Raw genomic sequence first — 12,433 nt, 5'->3', positions numbered from 1 at the left:
CTGACGTGACTGGCACCATCGAACTGCCGGAAGGCGTAGAGATGGTAATGCCGGGCGACAACATCAAAATGGTTGTTACCCTGATTCACCCGATCGCGATGGACGACGGTCTGCGTTTCGCAATCCGTGAAGGCGGCCGTACCGTTGGTGCGGGCGTTGTTGCTAAAGTTCTGAGCTAATTCTTTAGTTCTGAATTAAAAAGGGCGCTTCGGCGCCCTTTTTGCTGCCCGTCATTTAACGTCGACCAGAATGACGTTGAGACGCAAAAAGAGCTTCTCTTTGATTATTTAAGCAACACACTATTGTAATTATAACTATTCTCATTTACACTTTTGAGCATAAATCGAACGGGAGCCGGTATGTACGTTTGTTTGTGTAATGGTGTAAACGATAAAAAAATTCGTCAGGCCGTACGTCAATTTCATCCACAGTCTTTTCAGCAATTGCGCAAATTCATTCCTGTTGGAAATCAATGTGGTAAATGTGTCCGCGCCGCCCGTGAGATTATGGAAGATGAATTAACTCGTATGCCGGAATACCAGGAGAGCGCTTAAGAGCTCAGTCTTTTCTTTGACATCTTTATAGCCCGAACTACGCTTCAATAAGTGGAAGCGGAGGGACTATATAATGAAAGGTGATGTCAAAATCATAAGTTATCTCAACAAATTGTTGGGAAATGAGCTGGTCGCAATAAATCAGTATTTTCTTCACGCCAGAATGTTCAAGAACTGGGGTCTGATGCGTCTCAATGACGTTGAATATCATGAATCCATCGATGAAATGAAACACGCTGATAAGTACATCGAGCGAATTCTCTTTCTTGAAGGTATCCCCAATTTGCAGGATCTTGGCAAGCTGGGCATCGGTGAAGATGTCGAAGAGATGCTGCAATCTGATTTACGACTGGAACTCGAAGGCGCAAAAGACCTACGTGAAGCGATTGCTTATGCCGACAGCGTCCATGACTATGTCAGTCGCGACATGCTTATTGAAATCCTGACAGACGAAGAAGGCCATATTGACTGGCTGGAAACGGAACTGGATCTGATTGGTAAATTAGGGTTGCAAAACTATCTCCAGTCACAAATCAAAGTGGCTGACTGACAAGCGTTTGCCACCCGCACCAAAAACCCGCTGCAGCCAAAAAAGGGCCAAAAGGCAGCGGGTTGTTTAATGACCCCTGCACTTTCCCGAGAATAATCAATAGCAGCATGACTCCACCGGCGAAGACAGTCGCCATAAAAACCAACTGCGGCAGCATCTGCCAGCCGTGCCACGCGCCTAGTGCGGCCAGCAATTTGACATCCCCATAGCCTAACCCTTCATAACCACGAATACCCCGGTAAAGCCAATAGAGCAACGCGAAAGCCAGATAGCCACCGATGGCGCCGCCAACGGCATATTCTAATTGAAGCGGGGCATAGTAAAGACAACAGAGCAGCCCGCTCCAGAGCAGAGGGCAGGTCAGGCGATCGGGAAGCAGACCGTAGCGCAGATCGTACCAGCAGAGGGTGAGGGATAAACCGCTATAGACAAGTAATGAGAGGTGCATCATCGGTGAGGCTGCCTGCAATGGGGAATATGCGCGGAGTCTGGTCGAAAAAGGGATGAATGGCAAAGCCCTACCTTCAGTATCGCGAGGCGTCATCCACGGTATTCGCTCGGTTTTCATTACTTTCTACGCCTGTCCGCCGCGGCACGCAAAAATGATTGCTGATTTTGTATGCAGCACTTGCGTCTGGCGCGAATTTGCGTATAATGCGCGGGCCTGTCAAAATTGGCTGGCTGGTTCGATATGAACCCTGATAGAGCTTTTAGCTATCAAACAATGTTCCCAATTGGGGAACTATGTAAGAACGGTTACACTCTCCCATCAATCGTAATGGGTATGAGGAGTAACCATTTCGTCTATAAATAATTGGAGCTCTGGTCTCATGCAGAACCAAAGAATCCGTATCCGTCTTAAAGCGTTTGATCATCGTCTGATCGATCAATCAACCGCGGAAATCGTCGAGACTGCCAAGCGCACTGGTGCGCAGGTTCGTGGTCCGATCCCGCTGCCGACCCGCAAAGAGCGCTTTACCGTTCTGATCTCTCCGCACGTCAACAAAGATGCGCGCGATCAGTACGAAATCCGCACTCACAAGCGTCTGGTTGACATCGTTGAGCCAACTGAGAAAACCGTTGATGCTCTGATGCGTCTGGATCTGGCTGCCGGTGTAGACGTGCAGATCAGCCTGGGTTAATCAGGTCATCGAGCGATTGAGAGGTTGAAACAATGATTGGTTTAGTCGGTAAAAAAGTGGGCATGACCCGCATCTTCACTGAAGATGGCGTATCTATCCCAGTAACCGTAATCGAAGTTGAAGCAAACCGTGTTGCTCAGGTCAAAGACCTGGCTAACGATGGTTACCGCGCAATTCAGGTTACCACCGGTGCTAAAAAAGCTAACCGTGTAACCAAGCCGGAAGCTGGTCACTTCGCTAAAGCTGGCGTAGAAGCTGGCCGTGGTCTGTGGGAATTCCGTCTTGCTGACGGCGAAGAATTCACCGTAGGTCAGAGCATTAGCGTTGAACTGTTTGCTGACGTTAAAAAAGTTGACGTAACCGGTACCTCTAAAGGTAAAGGTTTTGCTGGTACCGTTAAGCGCTGGAACTTCCGTACCCAGGACGCGACTCACGGTAACTCCTTGTCCCACCGCGTTCCGGGTTCTATCGGTCAGAACCAGACTCCGGGCAAAGTGTTCAAAGGCAAGAAAATGGCAGGTCAGCTGGGTAATGAGCGTGTCACCGTTCAGAGCCTGGACGTAGTACGTGTTGACGCTGAGCGCAACCTGCTGCTGGTTAAAGGTGCTGTCCCGGGTGCAACCGGTAGCGACCTGATCGTTAAACCAGCTGTGAAGGCGTGAGGAGATAGCAATGGAATTAGTATTGAAAGACGCGCAGAGCGCGCTGACTGTTTCCGAAACTACCTTCGGTCGTGATTTCAACGAAGCGCTGGTACACCAGGTTGTTGTTGCTTATGCAGCTGGTGCTCGTCAGGGTACTCGTGCTCAGAAGACTCGTGCTGAAGTAACTGGTTCAGGCAAAAAGCCGTGGCGCCAGAAAGGTACCGGCCGTGCGCGTTCAGGTTCTATCAAGAGCCCGATCTGGCGTTCCGGTGGCGTAACCTTCGCTGCTCGTCCGCAGGACCACAGTCAAAAAGTTAACAAAAAGATGTACCGCGGCGCGCTGAAAAGCATTCTGTCCGAACTGGTACGTCAGGATCGTCTGATCGTTGTCGAGAAGTTCTCTGTTGAAGCGCCTAAAACTAAGCTGCTGGCACAGAAACTGAAAGACATGGCTCTGGAAGATGTGCTGATCATCACCGGTGAGCTGGACGAGAACCTGTTCCTGGCTGCGCGCAACCTGCACAAGGTTGACGTACGCGATGCAACTGGTATCGACCCGGTTAGCCTGATCGCCTTCGACAAAGTCGTAATGACTGCTGATGCTGTTAAGCAAGTTGAGGAGATGCTGGCATGATTCGTGAAGAACGTCTGCTGAAGGTGCTGCGTGCACCGCACGTTTCTGAAAAAGCGTCTGCTGCGATGGAAAAAACAAACACCATCGTTCTCAAAGTTGCTAAAGACGCGACCAAAGCAGAAATCAAAGCTGCTGTGCAGAAACTGTTTGAAGTCGAAGTCGAAGTCGTTAACACCCTGGTCGTTAAAGGGAAAGTTAAACGTCACGGACAGCGTATCGGTCGTCGTAGCGACTGGAAAAAAGCTTACGTCACCCTGAAAGAAGGCCAGAATCTGGACTTCGTTGGCGGCGCTGAGTAAGTCGGAGGAGTAATACAATGGCAGTTGTTAAATGTAAACCGACATCTCCGGGTCGTCGCCACGTTGTTAAAGTGGTTAACCCTGAGCTGCACAAGGGCAAACCTTTTGCTCCGTTGCTGGAAAAAAACAGCAAATCCGGTGGTCGTAACAACAATGGCCGTATCACCACCCGTCATATCGGTGGTGGCCACAAGCAGGCTTACCGTATTGTTGACTTCAAACGCAACAAAGATGGTATCCCGGCAGTTGTTGAGCGTCTTGAGTACGATCCGAACCGTTCCGCGAACATCGCGCTGGTTCTGTACAAAGATGGCGAACGCCGTTACATCCTGGCCCCTAAAGGCCTGAAAGCTGGCGACCAGATTCAGTCTGGCGTTGATGCTGCAATCAAAGCAGGTAACACCCTGCCGATGCGCAATATCCCGGTTGGTTCTACCGTTCATAACGTAGAAATGAAACCAGGTAAAGGCGGTCAGCTGGCTCGTTCCGCTGGTACTTACGTTCAGATCGTTGCGCGTGACGGTGCTTATGTCACCCTGCGTCTGCGTTCTGGTGAAATGCGTAAAGTCGAAGCAGACTGCCGCGCTACTCTGGGCGAAGTTGGCAATGCTGAGCATATGCTGCGCGTACTGGGTAAAGCAGGTGCTGCACGCTGGCGTGGTGTTCGTCCTACCGTTCGCGGTACTGCGATGAACCCAGTCGACCACCCACATGGTGGTGGTGAAGGTCGTAACTTTGGTAAGCACCCGGTATCCCCGTGGGGCCTGCAGACCAAAGGTAAGAAGACCCGCAGCAACAAGCGTACTGATAAATTCATCGTACGTCGCCGTAGCAAATAATTTTAGAGGATAAGCCATGCCACGTTCTCTCAAGAAAGGTCCTTTTATTGACCTGCACTTGCTGAAGAAGGTAGAGAAAGCGGTGGAAAGCGGAGACAAGAAGCCCCTGCGCACTTGGTCCCGTCGTTCAACGATCTTTCCTAACATGATCGGTTTGACCATCGCTGTCCATAATGGTCGTCAGCACGTTCCAGTTTTTGTTTCCGACGAAATGGTTGGTCACAAACTGGGTGAATTCGCACCGACTCGTACTTATCGCGGCCACGCTGCTGATAAAAAAGCGAAGAAGAAATAAGGTAGGAGGAAGAGATGGAAACTTTAGCTCAACATCGCCATGCTCGTTCTTCTGCTCAGAAGGTTCGCCTCGTAGCAGACCTGATTCGCGGTAAGAAAGTGTCGCAGGCCCTGGATATTCTGACCTACACCAACAAGAAAGCGGCTGTACTGGTCAAGAAGGTACTGGAATCTGCCATTGCTAACGCTGAACACAACGATGGCGCTGACATTGACGATCTGAAAGTTGCGAAAATTTTCGTAGACGAAGGCCCGAGCATGAAGCGCATTATGCCGCGTGCGAAAGGTCGTGCAGATCGCATCCTGAAGCGCACCAGCCACATCACTGTGGTTGTGTCCGATCGCTGAGACTCTGGAGACTAGCAATGGGTCAGAAAGTACATCCTAATGGTATTCGCCTGGGTATTGTCAAACCATGGAACTCTACCTGGTTCGCGAACACCAAAGAATTCGCTGACAACCTGGACAGCGATTTTAAAGTACGTCAGTTCCTGACTAAAGAACTGGCTAAAGCGTCCGTATCTCGTATCGTTATCGAGCGTCCGGCTAAGAGCATCCGTGTGACCATTCACACTGCTCGCCCGGGCATCGTTATCGGTAAGAAAGGCGAAGACGTAGAAAAACTGCGCAAGGTCGTAGCGGATATCGCTGGCGTTCCTGCACAGATCAATATCGCCGAAGTTCGTAAGCCAGAACTGGACGCTAAACTGGTTGCTGACAGCATCACTTCTCAGCTGGAACGTCGCGTTATGTTCCGTCGTGCGATGAAGCGTGCTGTACAGAACGCAATGCGTCTGGGCGCTAAAGGTATCAAAGTTGAAGTTAGCGGCCGTCTGGGCGGCGCGGAAATCGCACGTACCGAATGGTACCGTGAAGGTCGCGTACCGCTGCACACTCTGCGTGCTGACATCGACTACAACACCTCTGAAGCGCACACCACTTACGGTGTAATCGGCGTTAAGGTATGGATCTTCAAAGGCGAGATCCTGGGTGGTATGGCTGCTGTTGAACAACCGGAACCGGCTGCTCAACCTAAAAAGCAGCAGCGTAAAGGCCGTAAATAAGGAGCGTCGCTGATGTTACAACCAAAGCGTACAAAATTCCGTAAAGTGCACAAAGGCCGCAACCGTGGTCTGGCGCAGGGTACGGATGTTAGCTTCGGCACTTTCGGTCTGAAAGCTGTTGGCCGTGGTCGTCTGACTGCACGTCAGATCGAAGCAGCACGTCGTGCTATGACCCGTGCAGTTAAGCGTCAAGGTAAGATCTGGATCCGTGTATTCCCGGACAAACCGATCACCGAGAAGCCGCTGGAAGTTCGTATGGGTAAAGGTAAAGGTAACGTGGAGTACTGGGTTGCCTTGATTCAGCCGGGTAAAGTCCTTTATGAAATGGACGGCGTACCGGAAGAGCTGGCCCGTGAAGCCTTCGGCCTGGCAGCAGCGAAACTGCCTATCAAAACCACCTTTGTAACTAAGACGGTGATGTAATGAAAGCAAAAGAGCTGCGTGAAAAAAGCGTTGAAGAGCTGAACGCTGAGCTGCTGAACCTGCTGCGCGAGCAGTTCAACCTGCGTATGCAGGCTGCAAGTGGCCAGCTGCAACAGACTCATCTGCTGAAGCAAGTGCGTCGTGATGTTGCACGCGTTAAGACTTTACTGACTGAGAAGGCGGGTGCGTAATGACCGATAAAATCCGTACTCTGCAAGGTCGCGTAGTTAGCAATAAAATGGAGAAATCCATTGTTGTTGCTATCGAACGTGTGGTGAAACACCCGGTATACGGTAAGTTCATCAAGCGTACGACCAAACTGCACGTACATGACGAGAACAACGAATGCGGTATCGGTGACGTGGTCGAAATCCGCGAATGCCGTCCGCTGTCCAAGACCAAGTCCTGGACGCTGGTTCGCGTTGTAGAGAAAGCAGTTCTGTAATAGAGCCTGTATTCTCAACGGATAAACGGCTCAGCGATGAGCCGTTTATTTTTTCTACCCATATCCGATTTCCGGTGTTATAATGCCGCGCCCTCGATATGGGGATTTTTAACGGCCCGACTTTGGGTCTCAGTAGTAGTTGACATTAGCGGAGCACTAAAATGATCCAAGAACAGACTATGCTGAACGTCGCCGACAACTCCGGTGCACGTCGCGTAATGTGTATCAAGGTTCTGGGTGGCTCGCACCGTCGCTACGCAGGCGTAGGCGACATCATCAAGATCACCATCAAGGAAGCAATTCCGCGTGGTAAGGTCAAAAAAGGTGATGTGCTGAAGGCGGTAGTGGTGCGCACCAAGAAGGGTGTTCGTCGCCCGGACGGTTCTGTCATTCGCTTCGATGGTAATGCATGCGTTATTCTGAACAATAACAGCGAGCAGCCCATCGGTACGCGTATTTTTGGGCCGGTAACTCGTGAGCTTCGTACCGAGAAGTTCATGAAAATTATCTCTCTGGCACCAGAAGTACTCTAAGGAGCGAATCATGGCAGCGAAAATCCGTCGTGATGACGAAGTTATCGTGTTAACCGGTAAAGATAAAGGTAAACGCGGTAAAGTTAAGAATGTCTTGTCTTCCGGCAAGCTCATTATTGAAGGTATCAACCTGGTTAAGAAACACCAGAAGCCGGTTCCGGCTCTGAACCAACCGGGTGGCATCGTTGAAAAAGAAGCTGCTATTCAGGTTTCTAACGTTGCAATCTTCAATGCGGCAACCGGCAAGGCTGACCGTGTAGGCTTTAGATTCGAAGACGGCAAAAAAGTCCGTTTCTTCAAGTCTAACAGCGAAACTATCAAGTAATTTGGAGTAGTACGATGGCGAAACTGCATGATTACTACAAAGACGAAGTAGTTAATAAACTCATGACTGAGTTTAACTACAATTCTGTCATGCAAGTCCCTCGGGTCGAGAAGATCACCCTGAACATGGGTGTTGGTGAAGCGATCGCTGACAAGAAACTGCTGGATAACGCAGCAGCTGATCTGACAGCAATCTCCGGTCAAAAGCCGTTGATCACCAAAGCACGCAAATCAGTTGCAGGCTTCAAAATCCGTCAGGGCTATCCGATCGGCTGTAAAGTAACTCTGCGTGGCGAACGCATGTGGGAGTTCTTTGAGCGCCTGATCACTATTGCTGTACCGCGTATCCGTGACTTCCGTGGCTTGTCCTCTAAGTCTTTCGACGGTCGTGGTAACTACAGCATGGGTGTCCGTGAGCAGATCATCTTCCCAGAAATCGACTACGATAAAGTCGACCGCGTTCGTGGTTTGGATATTACCATTACCACTACTGCGAAATCTGATGAAGAAGGCCGCGCTCTGCTGGCTGCCTTTGACTTCCCGTTCCGCAAGTAAGGTAGGGTTACTTAATGGCTAAGCAATCAATGAAAGCACGCGAAGTAAAGCGCGTGGCTTTAGCTGATAAATTCTTCGCTAAACGCGCTGAACTGAAAGCTATCATCTCTGATGTGAACGCAACCGACGAAGATCGTTGGAATGCCGTTCTCAAGCTGCAGACTCTGCCGCGTGATTCCAGCCCGTCTCGTCAGCGTAATCGCTGCCGTCAAACAGGTCGTCCGCATGGTTTCCTGCGGAAGTTCGGGTTGAGCCGTATCAAGGTCCGTGAAGCCGCCATGCGCGGTGAAATCCCGGGTCTGAAAAAGGCTAGCTGGTAATTGTCACCAATTGAATCACGGGAGTAAAGACAGATGAGCATGCAAGATCCGATCGCGGATATGCTGACCCGTATCCGTAACGGTCAGGCCGCGAATAAAGCTGCGGTCACCATGCCTTCCTCCAAGCTGAAAGTGGCAATTGCCAACGTGCTGAAGGAAGAAGGCTTTATTGAAGATTTTAAAGTTGAAGGCGACATCAAGCCGGAACTGGAACTGACTCTTAAGTATTTCCAGGGTAAAGCTGTTGTAGAAAGCATTCAGCGTGTCAGCCGCCCAGGTCTGCGCATCTATAAACGTAAAGATGAGCTGCCGAAAGTTATGGCGGGTCTGGGTATCGCAGTTATTTCTACCTCTAAAGGTGTTATGACTGATCGTGCAGCGCGCCAGGCTGGTCTTGGTGGCGAAATTATCTGCTACGTAGCCTAATCGGAGGAAAAAATGTCTCGTGTTGCTAAAGCACCGGTCGTTGTTCCTGCCGGCGTTGACGTAAAAATCAACGGTCAGGTTATTACGATCAAAGGTAAGAATGGCGAGCTGACTCGTACTCTCAACGATGCTGTTGAAGTTAAACATGCAGATAATGCACTGACCTTCGCTCCGCGTGATGGTTTCGCAGACGGTTGGGCTCAGGCTGGTACCGCGCGTGCCCTGCTTAACTCAGTAGTTATCGGTGTTACCGAAGGCTTCACTAAAAAGCTTCAGCTGGTTGGTGTAGGTTATCGTGCAGCGGTTAAAGGGGATGTAGTAAACCTGGCTTTAGGTTTCTCTCATCCTGTTGAACACAAGCTGCCGGCCGGTATCACTGCAGAATGTCCGACTCAAACTGAAATCGTGCTGAAAGGCGCTGATAAGCAGGTGATCGGCCAGGTTGCAGCAGATCTGCGCGCCTACCGTCGTCCTGAGCCTTATAAAGGCAAGGGTGTTCGTTACGCCGACGAAGTCGTGCGTACCAAAGAGGCTAAGAAGAAGTAAGGTAACACTATGGATAAGAAATCTGCTCGTATCCGTCGTGCGACCCGCGCACGCCGCAAGCTCCAGGAGCTGGGTGCAACTCGCCTGGTGGTACATCGTACCCCGCGTCATATTTACGCACAGGTAATTGCACCGAACGGTTCTGAAGTTCTGGTAGCTGCTTCTACTGTAGAAAAAGCTATCGCTGAACAACTGAAGTACACCGGTAACAAAGACGCGGCTGCAGCTGTGGGTAAAGCTGTTGCTGAACGCGCTCTGGAAAAAGGCATCAAAGATGTTTCCTTTGACCGTTCCGGGTTCCAATATCATGGTCGTGTCCAGGCACTGGCAGATGCTGCCCGTGAAGCTGGCCTTCAGTTCTAAGGTAGAGGTGTAAGATGGCTCACATCGAAAAACAAGCTGGCGAACTGCAGGAAAAGCTGATCGCGGTTAACCGCGTATCTAAAACCGTTAAAGGTGGTCGTATTTTCTCCTTCACAGCTCTGACTGTAGTTGGTGATGGTAATGGCCGCGTAGGTTTTGGTTACGGTAAAGCGCGTGAAGTTCCAGCAGCGATCCAGAAAGCGATGGAAAAAGCCCGTCGCAATATGATTAACGTCGCGCTGAACCACGGCACCCTGCAACACCCGGTTAAAGGTGTTCACACGGGTTCTCGTGTATTCATGCAGCCAGCTTCCGAAGGTACCGGTATCATCGCCGGTGGTGCAATGCGCGCCGTTCTGGAAGTTGCTGGAGTTCATAACGTTCTGGCTAAAGCATATGGTTCCACCAACCCGATCAACGTGGTTCGTGCAACTATTGATGGCCTGGAAAATATGAATTCTCCAGAAATGGTCGCTGCCAAGCGTGGTAAATCCGTTGAAGAAATTCTGGGGAAATAAACCATGGCAAAGACTATTAAAATTACTCAAACCCGCAGTGCAATCGGTCGTCTGCCGAAACACAAGGCAACGCTGCTTGGCCTGGGTCTGCGTCGTATTGGTCACACCGTAGAACGCGAGGATACTCCTGCCGTTCGTGGTATGGTCAACGCGGTTTCCTTTATGGTTAAAGTTGAGGAGTAAGAGATGCGTTTAAATACTCTGTCTCCGGCCGAAGGCTCCAAAAAGGCGGGTAAACGCCTTGGTCGTGGTATCGGTTCTGGCCTCGGTAAAACCGGTGGTCGTGGTCACAAAGGTCAGAACTCTCGTTCTGGCGGTGGCGTACGTCGCGGTTTCGAGGGTGGTCAGATGCCTCTGTACCGTCGTCTGCCGAAATTCGGCTTCACTTCTCGTAAAGCGATGATCACTGCAGAAATTCGTCTGTCTGATCTGGCTCACGTAGAAGGCGATGTAGTCGACCTGAACACGCTGAAAGCAGCTAACATTATCGGTATTCAGATTGAGTTCGCGAAAGTGATCCTGTCTGGTGAGGTAGCTCGTCCGGTAACTGTTCGTGGCCTGCGTGTGACTAAAGGTGCTCGTGCTGCTATCGAAGCTGCTGGCGGTAAAATTGAGGAATAAGTAGCAGATGGCTAAGCAACCGGGATTAGATTTTCAAAGTGCCAAAGGTGGACTTGGCGAACTGAAACGCAGACTTTTGTTTGTTATCGGTGCGCTGATTGTGTTCCGTATTGGTTCTTTTATTCCGATCCCTGGTATTGATGCCGCTGTACTTGCCAAACTGCTTGAGCAACAGCGAGGCACCATCATTGAAATGTTCAACATGTTCTCTGGTGGTGCTCTCAGCCGTGCTTCTATCTTTGCTTTGGGTATCATGCCGTATATTTCGGCATCGATTATTGTCCAACTGTTGACGGTTGTTTATCAGCCGCTGGCAGAAATAAAGAAAGAAGGGGAGTCTGGTCGTCGTAAGATCAGCCAGTACACCCGCTACGGTACTCTGGTGCTGGCGATATTCCAGTCGATCGGTATTGCTACCGGTCTGCCGAATATGCCTGGTATGCAGGGCCTGGTGATGAATCCAGGCTTTGCATTCTATTTCACCGCTGTTGTAAGTCTGGTCACAGGGACTATGTTCCTGATGTGGCTCGGCGAACAGATTACTGAACGTGGTATCGGTAACGGTATTTCGATCATTATCTTCGCTGGTATCGTTGCGGGTCTCCCGCCAGCCATCGCCCATACTATCGAGCAAGCGCGTCAAGGCGACCTGCACTTCCTCCTGTTGCTGTTGGTTGCAGTATTAGTATTTGCCGTGACCTTCTTTGTTGTATTCGTAGAACGTGGTCAACGCCGCATTGTGGTGAACTACGCGAAGCGTCAACAAGGTCGTCGTGTCTATGCTGCACAGAGCACACATTTACCGCTGAAAGTGAATATGGCAGGGGTTATCCCGGCAATCTTCGCTTCCAGTATTATTCTGTTCCCTGCGACCATCGCGTCATGGTTCGGGGGCGGAACCGGTTGGAACTGGCTGACAACAATTTCGCTGTATTTGCAGCCTGGGCAACCGCTTTATGTGTTACTCTATGCGTCTGCAATCATATTCTTCTGTTTCTTCTACACGGCGTTGGTTTTCAACCCGCGTGAAACAGCAGATAACCTGAAGAAGTCCGGTGCATTTGTACCAGGAATTCGTCCGGGAGAGCAAACGGCGAAGTATATTGATAAAGTGATGACTCGCCTGACCCTGGTTGGTGCGTTATACATTACCTTTATCTGCCTGATCCCGGAGTTCATGCGTGATGCAATGAAAGTGCCGTTCTACTTCGGTGGAACCTCGCTGCTTATTGTTGTCGTTGTGATTATGGACTTTATGGCTCAAGTGCAAACTCTGATGATGTCAAGTCAGTACGAGTCTGCATTGAAGAAGGCGAACCTGAAAGGCTACGGCCGCTAA

At 50.3% G+C, this 12,433-nt stretch carries 25 protein-coding genes and 1 pseudogene; 25 read left to right on the top strand and 1 reads right to left on the bottom strand.

The annotated features are described in order from the left end of the window. From tuf to bfr, 3 genes and pseudogenes are all read left to right on the top strand, one after another. Positions 1-179, top strand: a pseudogene (gene tuf / locus CWM52_RS23950) (elongation factor Tu); the annotation flags it as partial. Positions 180-359: 180 nt separating this feature from the next. Beyond that, positions 360-554 carry a bacterioferritin-associated ferredoxin gene (gene bfd / locus CWM52_RS23940; protein WP_004868381.1) on the top strand — a complete coding sequence of 65 codons (195 nt, stop codon included), beginning with the start codon at positions 360-362 and terminating at the stop codon, positions 552-554. A 73-nt stretch (positions 555-627) separates the two neighbouring features. Beyond that, positions 628-1,104 carry a bacterioferritin gene (gene bfr / locus CWM52_RS23935; RefSeq protein ID WP_004868378.1) on the top strand — a complete coding sequence of 159 codons (477 nt, stop codon included), beginning with the start codon at positions 628-630 and terminating at the stop codon, positions 1,102-1,104. On the opposite strand, the gene CWM52_RS23930 is transcribed toward bfr, so the two are convergent. Beyond that, positions 1,088-1,555, bottom strand: a complete 468-nt coding sequence (locus tag CWM52_RS23930) for a prepilin peptidase (RefSeq protein ID WP_100686350.1) — start codon at positions 1,553-1,555, stop codon at positions 1,088-1,090. The genes bfr and CWM52_RS23930 overlap by 17 nt on opposite strands. Positions 1,556-1,934: 379 nt before the next feature. Between CWM52_RS23930 and rpsJ the strand changes: the two genes are divergently transcribed. From rpsJ to secY, 22 genes are all read left to right on the top strand, one after another. Continuing rightward, entirely contained in the window at positions 1,935-2,246 is a 312-nt protein-coding gene (gene rpsJ / locus CWM52_RS23925; RefSeq protein ID WP_001181005.1) for a 30S ribosomal protein S10, read from the top strand. A 32-nt stretch (positions 2,247-2,278) separates the two neighbouring features. Continuing rightward, complete coding sequence (rplC, locus tag CWM52_RS23920) at positions 2,279-2,908, top strand: 50S ribosomal protein L3 (protein WP_004868374.1); 630 nt, start codon at positions 2,279-2,281, stop codon at positions 2,906-2,908. Positions 2,909-2,918: 10 nt separating this feature from the next. After that, complete coding sequence (rplD, locus tag CWM52_RS23915; RefSeq protein ID WP_000424395.1) at positions 2,919-3,524, top strand: 50S ribosomal protein L4; 606 nt, start codon at positions 2,919-2,921, stop codon at positions 3,522-3,524. Then, positions 3,521-3,823, top strand: coding sequence for a 50S ribosomal protein L23 (gene rplW, locus CWM52_RS23910; protein WP_004868363.1), 303 nt, complete (start codon positions 3,521-3,523; stop codon positions 3,821-3,823). The genes rplD and rplW overlap by 4 nt, the downstream gene beginning before the upstream one ends. 17 nt (positions 3,824-3,840) lie before the next feature. Then, positions 3,841-4,662 carry a 50S ribosomal protein L2 gene (rplB, locus tag CWM52_RS23905; protein ID WP_002919786.1) on the top strand — a complete coding sequence of 274 codons (822 nt, stop codon included), beginning with the start codon at positions 3,841-3,843 and terminating at the stop codon, positions 4,660-4,662. Between the two features lie 16 nt (positions 4,663-4,678). Then, positions 4,679-4,957 carry a 30S ribosomal protein S19 gene (gene rpsS, locus CWM52_RS23900; RefSeq protein ID WP_001138115.1) on the top strand — a complete coding sequence of 93 codons (279 nt, stop codon included), beginning with the start codon at positions 4,679-4,681 and terminating at the stop codon, positions 4,955-4,957. A gap of 14 nt (positions 4,958-4,971) precedes the next feature. Next, entirely contained in the window at positions 4,972-5,304 is a 333-nt protein-coding gene (gene rplV / locus CWM52_RS23895) for a 50S ribosomal protein L22 (RefSeq protein ID WP_002919773.1), read from the top strand. A gap of 17 nt (positions 5,305-5,321) precedes the next feature. Continuing rightward, the gene (gene rpsC / locus CWM52_RS23890; protein WP_002919766.1) at positions 5,322-6,020 is read left to right on the top strand and encodes a 30S ribosomal protein S3; all 699 of its coding nucleotides are present in this window, start codon (positions 5,322-5,324) and stop codon (positions 6,018-6,020) included. Positions 6,021-6,032: 12 nt separating this feature from the next. After that, positions 6,033-6,443, top strand: coding sequence for a 50S ribosomal protein L16 (gene rplP / locus CWM52_RS23885; RefSeq protein ID WP_002919759.1), 411 nt, complete (start codon positions 6,033-6,035; stop codon positions 6,441-6,443). Beyond that, positions 6,443-6,634: a 50S ribosomal protein L29 gene (gene rpmC / locus CWM52_RS23880; RefSeq protein ID WP_004868359.1), complete on the top strand. Its 192-nt coding sequence runs from the start codon at positions 6,443-6,445 to the stop codon at positions 6,632-6,634. Before rplP ends, rpmC begins: the two co-directional genes overlap by 1 nt. Continuing rightward, on the top strand, positions 6,634-6,888 hold the full coding sequence (gene rpsQ, locus CWM52_RS23875; RefSeq protein ID WP_100686349.1) for a 30S ribosomal protein S17: 255 nt from the start codon (positions 6,634-6,636) through the stop codon (positions 6,886-6,888). Before rpmC ends, rpsQ begins: the two co-directional genes overlap by 1 nt. A 161-nt stretch (positions 6,889-7,049) precedes the next feature. After that, the gene (rplN, locus tag CWM52_RS23870; protein WP_002919748.1) at positions 7,050-7,421 is read left to right on the top strand and encodes a 50S ribosomal protein L14; all 372 of its coding nucleotides are present in this window, start codon (positions 7,050-7,052) and stop codon (positions 7,419-7,421) included. A gap of 10 nt (positions 7,422-7,431) precedes the next feature. Then, the gene (gene rplX, locus CWM52_RS23865) at positions 7,432-7,746 is read left to right on the top strand and encodes a 50S ribosomal protein L24 (protein WP_100686348.1); all 315 of its coding nucleotides are present in this window, start codon (positions 7,432-7,434) and stop codon (positions 7,744-7,746) included. A gap of 14 nt (positions 7,747-7,760) precedes the next feature. Further along, positions 7,761-8,300: a 50S ribosomal protein L5 gene (gene rplE / locus CWM52_RS23860; RefSeq protein WP_100686347.1), complete on the top strand. Its 540-nt coding sequence runs from the start codon at positions 7,761-7,763 to the stop codon at positions 8,298-8,300. A gap of 14 nt (positions 8,301-8,314) precedes the next feature. Then, positions 8,315-8,620 carry a 30S ribosomal protein S14 gene (gene rpsN / locus CWM52_RS23855; protein WP_002919667.1) on the top strand — a complete coding sequence of 102 codons (306 nt, stop codon included), beginning with the start codon at positions 8,315-8,317 and terminating at the stop codon, positions 8,618-8,620. Positions 8,621-8,653: 33 nt separating this feature from the next. After that, positions 8,654-9,046 (top strand): 30S ribosomal protein S8, encoded by a 393-nt coding sequence (gene rpsH / locus CWM52_RS23850; protein ID WP_004106343.1) that lies wholly within the window; start codon positions 8,654-8,656, stop codon positions 9,044-9,046. A 12-nt stretch (positions 9,047-9,058) separates the two neighbouring features. Beyond that, positions 9,059-9,592: a 50S ribosomal protein L6 gene (gene rplF / locus CWM52_RS23845; protein WP_100686346.1), complete on the top strand. Its 534-nt coding sequence runs from the start codon at positions 9,059-9,061 to the stop codon at positions 9,590-9,592. A gap of 9 nt (positions 9,593-9,601) precedes the next feature. Beyond that, on the top strand, positions 9,602-9,955 hold the full coding sequence (gene rplR / locus CWM52_RS23840) for a 50S ribosomal protein L18 (protein WP_000358960.1): 354 nt from the start codon (positions 9,602-9,604) through the stop codon (positions 9,953-9,955). A gap of 14 nt (positions 9,956-9,969) precedes the next feature. Beyond that, entirely contained in the window at positions 9,970-10,473 is a 504-nt protein-coding gene (rpsE, locus tag CWM52_RS23835; protein WP_004106339.1) for a 30S ribosomal protein S5, read from the top strand. Between the two features lie 3 nt (positions 10,474-10,476). Beyond that, positions 10,477-10,656 carry a 50S ribosomal protein L30 gene (rpmD, locus tag CWM52_RS23830; RefSeq protein ID WP_001140434.1) on the top strand — a complete coding sequence of 60 codons (180 nt, stop codon included), beginning with the start codon at positions 10,477-10,479 and terminating at the stop codon, positions 10,654-10,656. A 3-nt stretch (positions 10,657-10,659) separates the two neighbouring features. Beyond that, entirely contained in the window at positions 10,660-11,094 is a 435-nt protein-coding gene (gene rplO / locus CWM52_RS23825; protein ID WP_041142964.1) for a 50S ribosomal protein L15, read from the top strand. 7 nt (positions 11,095-11,101) lie between these two features. After that, entirely contained in the window at positions 11,102-12,433 is a 1,332-nt protein-coding gene (secY, locus tag CWM52_RS23820; protein WP_004868351.1) for a preprotein translocase subunit SecY, read from the top strand.

Source organism: Raoultella sp. T31, from assembly GCF_002806725.1.
GTDB lineage: Bacteria > Pseudomonadota > Gammaproteobacteria > Enterobacterales > Enterobacteriaceae > Klebsiella > Klebsiella electrica.
Note: the sequence above shows the minus strand (reverse complement) of the source record. Positions and strands in the feature narration are given on the sequence as shown.

Excerpts from the sequence above, each read along its gene's own strand:
- bfd (WP_004868381.1), top strand. The coding sequence starts at position 360 with ATGTACGTTTGTTTGTGTAATGGTGTAAACGATAAAAAAATTCGTCAG.
- bfr (WP_004868378.1), top strand. The coding sequence starts at position 628 with ATGAAAGGTGATGTCAAAATCATAAGTTATCTCAACAAATTGTTGGGA.
- CWM52_RS23930 (WP_100686350.1), bottom strand. The coding sequence starts at position 1,555 with ATGATGCACCTCTCATTACTTGTCTATAGCGGTTTATCCCTCACCCTC.
- rpsJ (WP_001181005.1), top strand. The coding sequence starts at position 1,935 with ATGCAGAACCAAAGAATCCGTATCCGTCTTAAAGCGTTTGATCATCGT.
- rplC (WP_004868374.1), top strand. The coding sequence starts at position 2,279 with ATGATTGGTTTAGTCGGTAAAAAAGTGGGCATGACCCGCATCTTCACT.
- rplD (WP_000424395.1), top strand. The coding sequence starts at position 2,919 with ATGGAATTAGTATTGAAAGACGCGCAGAGCGCGCTGACTGTTTCCGAA.
- rplW (WP_004868363.1), top strand. The coding sequence starts at position 3,521 with ATGATTCGTGAAGAACGTCTGCTGAAGGTGCTGCGTGCACCGCACGTT.
- rplB (WP_002919786.1), top strand. The coding sequence starts at position 3,841 with ATGGCAGTTGTTAAATGTAAACCGACATCTCCGGGTCGTCGCCACGTT.
- rpsS (WP_001138115.1), top strand. The coding sequence starts at position 4,679 with ATGCCACGTTCTCTCAAGAAAGGTCCTTTTATTGACCTGCACTTGCTG.
- rplV (WP_002919773.1), top strand. The coding sequence starts at position 4,972 with ATGGAAACTTTAGCTCAACATCGCCATGCTCGTTCTTCTGCTCAGAAG.
- rpsC (WP_002919766.1), top strand. The coding sequence starts at position 5,322 with ATGGGTCAGAAAGTACATCCTAATGGTATTCGCCTGGGTATTGTCAAA.
- rplP (WP_002919759.1), top strand. The coding sequence starts at position 6,033 with ATGTTACAACCAAAGCGTACAAAATTCCGTAAAGTGCACAAAGGCCGC.
- rpmC (WP_004868359.1), top strand. The coding sequence starts at position 6,443 with ATGAAAGCAAAAGAGCTGCGTGAAAAAAGCGTTGAAGAGCTGAACGCT.
- rpsQ (WP_100686349.1), top strand. The coding sequence starts at position 6,634 with ATGACCGATAAAATCCGTACTCTGCAAGGTCGCGTAGTTAGCAATAAA.
- rplN (WP_002919748.1), top strand. The coding sequence starts at position 7,050 with ATGATCCAAGAACAGACTATGCTGAACGTCGCCGACAACTCCGGTGCA.
- rplX (WP_100686348.1), top strand. The coding sequence starts at position 7,432 with ATGGCAGCGAAAATCCGTCGTGATGACGAAGTTATCGTGTTAACCGGT.
- rplE (WP_100686347.1), top strand. The coding sequence starts at position 7,761 with ATGGCGAAACTGCATGATTACTACAAAGACGAAGTAGTTAATAAACTC.
- rpsN (WP_002919667.1), top strand. The coding sequence starts at position 8,315 with ATGGCTAAGCAATCAATGAAAGCACGCGAAGTAAAGCGCGTGGCTTTA.
- rpsH (WP_004106343.1), top strand. The coding sequence starts at position 8,654 with ATGAGCATGCAAGATCCGATCGCGGATATGCTGACCCGTATCCGTAAC.
- rplF (WP_100686346.1), top strand. The coding sequence starts at position 9,059 with ATGTCTCGTGTTGCTAAAGCACCGGTCGTTGTTCCTGCCGGCGTTGAC.
- rplR (WP_000358960.1), top strand. The coding sequence starts at position 9,602 with ATGGATAAGAAATCTGCTCGTATCCGTCGTGCGACCCGCGCACGCCGC.
- rpsE (WP_004106339.1), top strand. The coding sequence starts at position 9,970 with ATGGCTCACATCGAAAAACAAGCTGGCGAACTGCAGGAAAAGCTGATC.
- rpmD (WP_001140434.1), top strand. The coding sequence starts at position 10,477 with ATGGCAAAGACTATTAAAATTACTCAAACCCGCAGTGCAATCGGTCGT.
- rplO (WP_041142964.1), top strand. The coding sequence starts at position 10,660 with ATGCGTTTAAATACTCTGTCTCCGGCCGAAGGCTCCAAAAAGGCGGGT.
- secY (WP_004868351.1), top strand. The coding sequence starts at position 11,102 with ATGGCTAAGCAACCGGGATTAGATTTTCAAAGTGCCAAAGGTGGACTT.